The sequence below is a fragment of the Mesorhizobium sp. M7A.F.Ca.ET.027.03.2.1 genome (assembly GCF_003999175.1).
GTDB lineage: Bacteria > Pseudomonadota > Alphaproteobacteria > Rhizobiales > Rhizobiaceae > Mesorhizobium.
Genome location: NZ_RZOM01000409.1, coordinates 1 through 4,953 on the forward strand (window position 1 = coordinate 1; position 4,953 = coordinate 4,953).

General features: G+C 63.5%; 6 protein-coding genes. 3 read left to right on the forward strand and 3 right to left on the reverse strand.

Going from position 1 to position 4,953, the window contains the following annotated elements; translation table 11 throughout:
- The first annotated feature begins 165 nt into the window (after positions 1–165).
- Positions 166–1,014 (forward strand): YihY/virulence factor BrkB family protein, encoded by an 849-nt coding sequence (locus EN750_RS18315; protein ID WP_023811134.1) that lies wholly within the window; start codon positions 166–168, stop codon positions 1,012–1,014.
- A gap of 118 nt (positions 1,015–1,132) precedes the next feature.
- Here the strand turns inward: EN750_RS18315 and EN750_RS18320 are convergent, their stop codons facing one another.
- On the reverse strand, positions 1,133–2,026 hold the full coding sequence (locus EN750_RS18320) for a DMT family transporter (protein ID WP_127397255.1): 894 nt from the start codon (positions 2,024–2,026) through the stop codon (positions 1,133–1,135).
- 148 nt (positions 2,027–2,174) lie between these two features.
- On the reverse strand, positions 2,175–3,050 hold the full coding sequence (gene gluQRS, locus EN750_RS18325; RefSeq protein WP_127397256.1) for a tRNA glutamyl-Q(34) synthetase GluQRS: 876 nt from the start codon (positions 3,048–3,050) through the stop codon (positions 2,175–2,177).
- 73 nt (positions 3,051–3,123) lie between these two features.
- On the opposite strand from gluQRS, the gene EN750_RS18330 reads away from it, so the two are divergent.
- Positions 3,124–3,765: a DNA-3-methyladenine glycosylase gene (locus tag EN750_RS18330; protein WP_027038153.1), complete on the forward strand. Its 642-nt coding sequence runs from the start codon at positions 3,124–3,126 to the stop codon at positions 3,763–3,765.
- 128 nt (positions 3,766–3,893) lie between these two features.
- Positions 3,894–4,451, forward strand: coding sequence for an HNH endonuclease (locus EN750_RS18335; protein ID WP_006328497.1), 558 nt, complete (start codon positions 3,894–3,896; stop codon positions 4,449–4,451).
- Between the two features lie 388 nt (positions 4,452–4,839).
- On the opposite strand, the gene EN750_RS18340 is transcribed toward EN750_RS18335, so the two are convergent.
- Positions 4,840–4,953: disulfide bond formation protein B (locus tag EN750_RS18340; protein WP_127397257.1), on the reverse strand; the 114-nt coding region annotated here is incomplete at its 5' end.

Consider the following 4,953-nt stretch of genomic DNA (forward strand, 5'->3'; position numbering starts at 1 on the left):
TTCAACGCACGGGCGCAGTACGCGCCTATTCCCGAAGACGCACCGGTGATGATAATCGAGCGCAACTTTTGCGCCGGACTGTTCGTGGTTTCGCCAAGGGTTGCCATTTGCCGCAATCCCTTCCCATATTCCCGGCGTGGAGACAATTGGAGGGCGCGGTCCTTGATGCGGAAGATCGTAGCCCTCAAGCGGGTCCTCTACGACGCGCTTGGCCATTTCAACACCGATGACGGCTGGGCGATGGCCAGCCATCTGGCGATCACCTCGCTGATGGCGCTGTTCCCGTTCCTGATCTTCGCGACGACGCTGGCGAGCTTCCTGGGCGCGCAGGCGTTCTCCGACACCGCCGTGCATCTGGTCTTCGACACCTGGCCCGAACAGATCGCCAAGCCGATCGCGCGCGAAGTGCTCAATGTGCTGACCGTCAGGCGCACCGACCTTTTGACCTATGGTGTGGTGCTTGCGGCCTATTTTGCGTCGAACGGCATCGAGGCGCTGCGCACGTCGCTCAACCGCGCCTACCGCGTCTCGGAAACGCGCGGCATCATCTATCGCCGGGTGCAGAGCATCATCTTCGTTCTCATCGCCACGGCCGGTTTCCTGGCGATCAGCGTGCTTCTGGTGTTCGCGCCGCTGCTGGCGCGGCTCGCCGAAGCCCATATCGACTGGATCAAGCCCTATATGGGCACCATCACGCTGTGGCGTTACGTCATCGCTTCGGCGGTCATTGTCGGCGGATTGTTTGCCGTGCATTTCTGGCTGCCGGCGGGCAAGCGCCGCTTCGTCTCGCTGGTGCCGGGCATCGTCTTCACGCTGGCGGCATGGCTTATCGGTTCGACCATCTTCGCCACCTATCTCGACCACTTCTCGTCCTACGTGACGACCTATGCCGGCCTGGCCTCGATCATGATCGCCGTGGTCTTCCTCTACATGGTCTCGGCGATCTTTATCCTTGGCGGCGAGCTCAATGCCGCGATCAGCCGCTATCTGGAGGCACGTGCGCGGGTGGGATGACAGGTCGAATTGAGGAATTGAAGAACTGAAGAAAAAGCGGGCCATATCCGGCGCTGTCTGTGCTTCTTCCTCAATTCCTCAATTCCTCAATTCCTCAATTCCTCAATTCCTCAATTCCTCAATTCCTCAATTCTCCAATTCCCTTCGTCTGCCGCGCCGTTGCCAGGCCAACGCCGAAGGTCGTGATCGCCATGCCGGCAATCTGCAGCGCGTTGAGCTGTTCGTCGAACAGGGCCCATGCGATGACCGCCGTCACCGCCGGCACCAGGTAGAACAGCGACGCCACCTTCGACATCTCCCCGTCGCGGATCATCACCATCAGCAGGAAAATGGCGCCGAGCGACAGCACCAGCACCAGCCAGGCCATGGCGAAGATCAGTTCGCCATTGATGATGACCGTGTGGGTTTCGAAGGCGAGCGAGGCAAGGAGCATCAGCGAACCACCGCCGACATATTGCCACATGGTCGCCGCGACGAGGTCGCCGCCGGAGGCGAAGCGCTTCTGCCAGATGGTGCCGGCGCTCATGCCGAGCACCGAGACCAGCGAGGCGGTCAATGTCGCCGCGGTCACGCCGCCGCCGAGCGCGCCGAGCTTCGGCCACAGCACGATGACGATACCGATGAGGCCGATGCCAAGGCCAAGCCAGTGGCGCGGCAGGATCGCCTCGCCGAGAAACTTACCGGCAAGCACCGCCGTGATCAGTGGCTGCAGGCCGACGATGAGGGCTGAAAAGCCGGCCGGCATGCCTCTGTGGATGGCCCAGAAGACGGCGCCGAGATAGACGCCGTGCATCAGGATGCCGGCGCCGGTGGCATGCAGCGCCTCCTCGCGTGTGGCTTTTTTCGAACCCAGCACAAGCATCAGGACAGCCAGCAGGATGGCGGCGATGACGAAACGCGCGGCGAGGAAGGTGAACGGTTCCGCCCACGGCATGGCGTAGCGCGCACCGATGAAGCCGGTGGCCCACAGGACGACGAAGGTGGCGGGAATGAACCGCTTGATGCTGTGCATGTTCCGCAGACGCCGCACTGGAGGGAGTTGACCGTGGCGCTGCTCTACTGCGCTTCAACCCGGCGTGCAAAACGAAACCATTGATCCATGCATCACCGGAATTCAACGGGCGTCAAGTTCGACATGCGTTACCTTGGCCGCGCCGCGCTCAAAGCCCGACCATCCCCCTGATATCGCCAGGCGACGCGCCGGCATTGCGCAAGGCGGCAAGGCCGGTATCGCCCAGGCTCTTCGACAGCTTTCGTCCGTCGGGCCCGAGGATGAGACGATGATGGAAATAGGCCGGTTGCGGCAGCCCCAGGAGTTGCTGCAGCAGGCGCTGCACGCCGGTGGCGGAAAACAGGTCCTGGCCGCGCACGACGTGGCTGACGCCTTGCAGCGCATCGTCCATGACGACGGCGAGGTGGTAGCTGGTCGGGATGTCGCGGCGCGCCAAGATCACGTCGCCCCAGTCCTGCGGGCGGGCTTCGACGGAGCGCGTCGCGGAAAGCGTTTCGTCGGAATACTCTGTCCAAGACAGGTCCTTGCCGACACGCGCCATGGCGGCCTCGACATCCAGCCGCCAGGCGAAGGGCGCATTCTCGACTATCCGCCGCTGGCGTTCCTTCAGCGGCAGCGCCTTGTCCACGGCGGGGTAGAGCGGCACGCCATCGGGATCGCGCGGCCAGTCGCGCCCACGCTTTTCGCTGTCGGTGATGAAGGCGCGGATCTCGCCACGGCTCATGAAGGCGGGGTAGACGAGTTCCTCCGCGATCAACCGCTCGAGCACCGCCTGGTATTCGGCGAAATGCTCGGACTGGCGGCGCACCGGCTCTTCCCAGCCAAGCCCCAGCCATTTCAGGTCGGCAAGCACGCCGGCCTCGAATTGCGGCGTGCAGCGCGTCGTGTCGATATCCTCGATGCGCAGCAGCAGGCGGCCGTGCGCCCGTGCCGCCAGCTTCTGGTTGAGCAGCGCCGAATAGGCGTGGCCGAGATGCAGGTCGCCGTTGGGGCTGGGCGCGAAGCGGAATGTCAGGAGTGTCATCTCTCAGGCGGCAATCATGTTTTGCGGCGCTTCGCCAATTGCTACTCTGTCGACGGTCGAGGAACAAGAAAGCATGCGCCGTATCGTGACATCAGACGACATTGCCCGGGGGCTCGATGCGCTTTGCGTGATCGACCCGCGCCTGGAAAAGGTGCGCGGCATGGCCGGTGAGGTGCCGCTGCGGCTATCCGAGCCGGGGTTTCGAAGCCTGGCGTCGATCGTCGTCTCGCAGCAAGTGTCCCGCGCCAGTGCCGATGCCATCTTCGGCCGGCTGACCAAGCTCGTCGATCCGCTGACGCCGCAGGCGATCCTGGCCGCCGGCGAGGACATGTTTCGCGAAGCCGGCCTGTCGCGGCCCAAACAGCGCGGCCTGATCGCTGTTGCCCAGGCCGTGGTCGACGGCCTCGACCTTCATCACCTCTGTTCGCTCGATGCCCAGGAGGCGATCACGACGATGACGGCGGTGTCCGGCATCGGTCCGTGGACAGCGGAAGTGTATCTCTTATTCGCCGCCGGGCATCCCGACATCTTCCCCGCGCGCGACGTCGCGCTGCAGAGCGCGGTCGGCCACGCGCTCGGCATCGAGCCGCGTCCGCCGGAGAAAACCCTGATTGCATTGGCCGAATCATGGAGCCCGTGGCGAGGTGTCGCATCACGGCTTTTCTGGTCCTATTATCGCGAAACCAGAGGGCGGGACGCCGCGCCGCCGGCCTGAATCCGCAAAAAATCATAAAAATCATGCATTTTTGGCGCTTAGGCGACGCGACAATCCGCTTCACATCCCTGTCATGTCGGGCTTACAGTATCCGCGCCGTTCGGGTCTAGAACCAAGGAGGTGAACACGTGACGGTTGCCGTATCTCCGGATGGGCTTCCAGCACTGGTGCTGAATGCGGATTACCGTCCGCTCAGCTATTACCCCTTGTCGCTCTGGTCGTGGCAGGATGCCATCAAGGCGGTGTTCCTCGACCGGGTGAACATCGTCGCCGAATACGAGCACGCCGTCTCCTCACCGACCTTCTCGATGAAGCTGCCGAGCGTCGTCAGCCTGAAGGCCTATGTGAAGCCCTCCAGGCACCCGGCCTTCACCCGCTTCAACGTCTTCCTGCGCGATCGCTTCCAGTGCCAGTATTGCGGCACGCCGGAGGATCTGACCTTCGATCACGTCATCCCCCGCCATCGCGGCGGCGCGACGACATGGGAGAATGTCGTTGCCGCCTGTTCGCCCTGCAATCTCAGGAAGGGCGGCATGATGCCGGCGCATGCCAAGATGTGGCCGCTGCAGAAGCCTTTCCAGCCGACGGTGCACGATCTGCACAACAATGGCCGCCTGTTCCCGCCCAACCATCTGCATGAGAGCTGGATGGATTATCTGTACTGGGATGTCGAACTCGAACCCTGAGATCGTTCGAGAATTCGGGAGGCTGGCCGTCTGGAGCGATTGTCTGCGCTTCCGCCTACCAGACCATGATATCCGACACTCCCCGGTATCGGACCAGTTCGGTCGTGCTCACTTATCAGCGGCTTCGCGCTTAAGGACCGGCTTCCCCCACTCCGTCGCTGCTTCGCAGCGCCACCTCTCCCCCCTCCGGAGGGAGAGGAAGGGAGCCTCTCTCGGAGGAGCGCTGGCTACAACAGGCTCGCGCCCTTCCTCTACCCCGTCGATCGGGGGAGAGGTGGCTCGGCGAAGCCGAGACGGAGTGGGGGTCGACCTGGCTCGGACGTCGAAAGCCGCGCCATCCGACTCAGCCCGGCGAATTTTGCTCGAACTCTGCGTCGCGCTGCCCAAATCAGTCGCGGGTGAGGGCGCCGCGGAAGGCGACGGCGGCAAGGATCAGGCTGGCGATGGCGTTCCAGCCGGCCAGGGACAGGCCAAGGATGCGCAAGGCGGCTTTGTCGCAGGA

Coding starts and splice junctions, on each gene's coding strand:
- EN750_RS18315 (WP_023811134.1), top strand. CDS start 166: ATGCGGAAGATCGTAGCCCTCAAGCGGGTCCTCTACGACGCGCTTGGC.
- EN750_RS18320 (WP_127397255.1), bottom strand. CDS start 2,026: ATGCACAGCATCAAGCGGTTCATTCCCGCCACCTTCGTCGTCCTGTGG.
- gluQRS (WP_127397256.1), bottom strand. CDS start 3,050: ATGACACTCCTGACATTCCGCTTCGCGCCCAGCCCCAACGGCGACCTG.
- EN750_RS18330 (WP_027038153.1), top strand. CDS start 3,124: ATGCGCCGTATCGTGACATCAGACGACATTGCCCGGGGGCTCGATGCG.